The sequence below is a fragment of the Dysosmobacter sp. genome (assembly GCF_052306735.1).
Lineage (GTDB): Bacteria > Bacillota > Clostridia > Oscillospirales > Oscillospiraceae > Oscillibacter.
In genome coordinates this window covers 1-4,474 of the sequence record NZ_DAWBAJ010000080.1, presented here as the reverse complement: position 1 = coordinate 4,474, position 4,474 = coordinate 1, and the positions used below count along the sequence as shown (strand labels likewise).

The window sequence follows — 4,474 nt, the reverse complement described above, 5'->3', positions numbered from 1 at the left end:
GTCTTCATGGGATCCGCCTTGGCAATGGCGCTGCCGGCATAGGCCGCCAGGGCCACGGGAGGCGTGATGTCGGCCACGATGCCGAAGTAGAACACAAAGAAGTGAGCCGCCATCTTGGTGACGCCGATGGAGGGATCCATCAGGATGGGGGCGCAGGTGGCCGCCATGATGCAGTAGTTGGCGGTGGTGGGCACGCCCATGCCCAGCACGATGCAGCAGAGCATGGTGAGCACCAGGGCGATCATCATATGGCCGCCGGAGAGGCTCACGATGGCGCTGAGGAGCTTGGAGGCAAGGCCGGTGACCGTGATGCAGCCGGAGATGATGCCGGCCACGCCGCAGGCCACAGCCACAGTGATGGAACCCTTGGCGCCGCCCTCCAGGGAGTTGAAGATCATGGCGCCCAGGTCACCCAGGGAGCGCTGCATGCCGATCCCCGCGCTGGGGCTGTTATGTACGCCGTCCAGAATGATGTCCGGCAGGCTCACCACAATGGTGGCCACGATGGCCAGCGCTGCGGAGTACGCCATGGTATAGGTGTTGGTGGACACCAGCACCACCAGCAGCACCAGGGGGAAGAGCAGATAGATCCGCTTTACCAGCTGGCCCAGCTTGGGCAGCTGATCCTTGGGAATTCCCTTGAGGCCCAGCTTTTTGGCCTCCAGATGGACAGCGATGTAGATGCCGGTGAAGTACAGCACAGCCGGCAGGATGGCCCGCACAGCGATCTGGCTGTAAGGCTCACCGGTGAACTCCGCCATCAAAAAGGCGGCGGCGCCCATGATGGGGGGCATGATCTGTCCGCCGGTAGAGGCGGCAGCCTCCACGGCTCCGGCAAATTCACCCTTGTAGCCGGTCTTCTTCATCATGGGGATGGTGACGGAGCCGGTGGTGACGGTGTTGCCCACAGAGGAGCCGGACACCATGCCGCACAGGGCGGAGGAGATGACCGCCACCTTGGCGGGGCCGCCGGGAGCAGCGCCGGCCACAGCGTTGGCCAGGCTGATAAAGAAGTTGGCGATGCCGGTACGCTCCAGGAAGGCACCGAAGATGATGAACACCACAATGAACTTGGCGCACACGTTGATGGGGCCGCCGAAGATACCGTTGGTGGTGTAGAACATGGTGCGGATCACCTGGTAGAAGGTCATCTGCAGGGTGTTGGTACCCATCAGGTTCACAAAGGTGTACACCAGCAGGACACCGGCCACGCACAAAATGGGCAGGCCCACGCACCGGCGGCAAAGCTCCACCAGCGCCAGAATGGCGATGAGGCCCACGATCATGTAAAGGTGATTCTGCATGACCCGGGCGGACATGCGGATGACCTTTTCCGCGTTGACGGCGTAGAAGAAATAGGCACCGGGGCCCACCACCAGCAGTACGATATCGTACCAGGGCATATGGTTGACGCGGGTATCGCCTTTTCTGGCAGGGAAGGTCAAAAATCCGATCAGCAGGATCATCCCCACGAATACCGGCAGGCGGATCTCCTGCAGGGTGTTGAGGAACACGGTATCCACAATGCAGTACGCCGCGAAAATCGCCATGAGAATGCGGATCACCAGTTTGGGCGTCCCCTCCCAGATACGGGTGTTGGACTCCCGGTCATACTTTTTCATCACCGCTTCCACATCGGCAGCGGTGCCTACGGAGGTGTCGTGCTCCGTCTCAGCGGCCGGAATCTCCTGCTCCGGCATCTTTTTCTTAAAAAGGCCCATGGGGGCTCCCCCTCACTTTGGTAATTCTCTTAACAGGTTCTGAATGGTTGACGATATCAAGGAACTACGGCGGATCACTCCGCCGTAGTTCCTTGGTTTAAACAGTGTTCTCCCTTATTTGGTGGGAACTTCAAAGCCCTTCTCCGCGAAATACTTGGCAGCGCCGGGATGATAGGGCACAGCAGTGACGGAAGCGGCAAACTCCAGATCCAGCTCCTTGCCCTTGTCGTGAGACTGGGCAATGGTATCCGCATTCTCGAAGATGGTGGAAACGATGTTGTACACATCGGCCTCAGAGACGTCGTCCCGGGCAATGATGGTAGCAACCACAGCCACGGTCTTGGTCTCAGGCACACCCTCATAGGTCCCCTCGGGGATGGTGTACTCCTCATAATAGGGAGAGGCTTCCTTCAGCTTGGCAATGTGCTCGTCGTCCAGGCTCACCAGGTAAGCCTCCTTGGCGGTAGCCAGGGTGGTAATGGCCACGGTGGGGGCACCGGCCACCACGAAAGCGGCGTCAATCTTGCCGTCCTGCAGGGCGTCGGCGCTGTTGCCGAAGTCCTGATACTGAGCGTCGATGTCGGACTCCGTCATGTCATAGGCAGCCAGGATATCCAGGGCGTTGTAGTACACACCGGAACCGGAGGCGCCGATGGACACGCTCTTGCCCTTCAGATCCGCCACGGTCTTGATGTCGGGATCGCAGGTGACGATCTGAACCTGCTCCATGTACAAAGCAGCCACGGTGGAGAAATCGGTGACAGGCATTCCCTCGAAGAGGTTGGTACCCTCATAGGCATAGCTCATGACGTCGGACTGGACGAAGCCCAGCTGACGGGTGTTCATCTGCATCTGCTCGATGTTGTCCTGAGAGCCGTTGCTGGTGACAGCCGTGACCTTGGTGCCGGTGCCGCTGGAGGTGATGGCCTGGGCCAGCACGCTGCCGAAGCCGTAATACGTGCCCTGGTCGCCGCCGGTGGAGAACTTCAGCTCCACGCCGGAGCCGGTGGCATCGCCGCTGGTCTCGGAACCGGTGGTCTCCTCAGAAGTGGTATCGTCGGTGGTGGTCTCATCCGTGGTGCCGCCGCAGCCGGAGAGCACGGACGCCAGCATCAGCGTTGCCAGAAGCAAAGACAAAAACTTTTTCATTTCGCAACCTCTTTTCTTGATTGGGTAGCTACTCCCTGCAATTACCTGCATATCATATCCCAACTTCTTTCATTTTTCAAGGCCTGATTTGAACTTTTTTCTGTTTATTTGCAGTTTGCGAATTATATCTTGCAATTTTAGTGCAGTTTTTGCATTGTCCCGAAAGTATTCCTGCAAGAAGCCCTTCATGGGGAAAAAACACCGCTTCCGGCGGCTGCCGGAAGCGGTGTGGGAGAAACTTACAAAATGGCCTTGGTATCGACTTCTTCTTTCAGCATGGTTGCAAAGGCGTCCAGGCTCATGGCGCCCTTGTCCTCGCCGGAGCGGTGACGGACGGAGACCGTCTGGTTCTCCATATCCCGGTCGCCTACCACCAGCATGTAGGGGATCTTCTCCAGGGTGGCCTCCCGGATCTTCTTGCCGATCTTCTCGTTGCGCTCATCCACTTCCACCCGGAAGCCGGCGGCATCCAGCTTGGCGGACACTTCCTTGGCATAGGCCTCCGCCCGGTCAGTGACGGGCAGGACCTTCACCTGGACAGGCGCCAGCCAGGCGGGGAACGCACCGGCAAAGTGCTCGGTGATGACGCCGATGAAGCGCTCGATGGAGCCCAGCACTACGCGGTGGATCATGACGGGGCGGTGCTTCTGGCCGTCTTCGCCGGTGTACTCCAGCTCGAAGCGCTCAGGCAGCTGGCTGTCCAGCTGGATGGTGCCGCACTGCCAGGTCCGGCCCAGGGAGTCGGCCAGATGGAAGTCCAGCTTGGGGCCGTAGAAAGCGCCGTCGCCCTCGTTGATGACGAAGGTCTTGCCCATCTCGGTGATGGCGTTTTTCAGGATATCCTGGTTGCGCTCCCACTCCTCCACGGTGCCGATGTGGTCCTCGGGCATGGTGGAAAGCTCGATGGTGTAGCTCAGGCCGAAGGTGGAATACACCTCATCAAAGAGACGCACGGTCTCCTGGATCACGTCCTTCATCTGCTCCCGGGTCATGAAGACATGGGCGTCATCCTGGGTAAAGCAGCGGACGCGGAACAGTCCGTGGAGGGCACCGGAGAGCTCGTGGCGGTGCACCAGGCCCAGCTCGCCCACCCGCAGGGGCAGATCCCGGTAGGAGTGGGGCTCGCTGGCGTAGACCAGCATGCCGCCGGGGCAGTTCATGGGCTTGATGGCGTAATCTTCCTCGTCAATGACGGTGGTGTACATGTTCTGCTTGTAGTGATCCCAGTGGCCGGACCGCTCCCACAGCTTGCGGTTGAGGATGATGGGGGTGGAGATCTCCACATAGCCGTACTTCTTGTGGACCTGGCGCCAGTAGTCGATGAGGGTGTTTTTCAGCACCATGCCCTTGGGCAGGAAGAAGGGGAAGCCGGGGCCCTCGTCCCGCAGCATGAACAATCCCAGTTCCTTGCCCAGCTTGCGGTGATCCCGCTTCTTGGCCTCCTCGATGCGCTGGAGGTAGGCATCCAGCTCGTCCTTCTTGGGGAAGGCGATGCCGTAGATCCGCTGAAGGGTCTGACGGTTGGAGTCGCCCCGCCAGTAGGCGGCGTTGCAGGCGGTCAGCTTGATGGCGTTGCCCTTGATGCGGCCGGTGGAGTCCAGGTG

At 59.9% G+C, this 4,474-nt stretch carries 3 protein-coding genes; all 3 read right to left on the bottom strand.

Features of this window, described 5'->3' with window-relative positions; genetic code table 11:
* A partial coding sequence (locus ACT67G_RS11820; protein WP_443664358.1) for a TRAP transporter permease occupies positions 1-1,721 on the bottom strand: 1,721 nt, incomplete at its 3' end.
* A 114-nt stretch (positions 1,722-1,835) separates the two neighbouring features.
* Positions 1,836-2,870, bottom strand: a complete 1,035-nt coding sequence (locus tag ACT67G_RS11815; RefSeq protein WP_443664357.1) for a TAXI family TRAP transporter solute-binding subunit — start codon at positions 2,868-2,870, stop codon at positions 1,836-1,838.
* A 239-nt stretch (positions 2,871-3,109) separates the two neighbouring features.
* The coding region (gene thrS, locus ACT67G_RS11810) for a threonine--tRNA ligase (protein ID WP_443664356.1) at positions 3,110-4,474 on the bottom strand (1,365 nt) is incomplete at its 5' end.

Bases quoted from the DNA above. Each gene is read 5' to 3' on its own strand.
- ACT67G_RS11815 (WP_443664357.1), bottom strand. From the start codon at position 2,870: ATGAAAAAGTTTTTGTCTTTGCTTCTGGCAACGCTGATGCTGGCGTCC.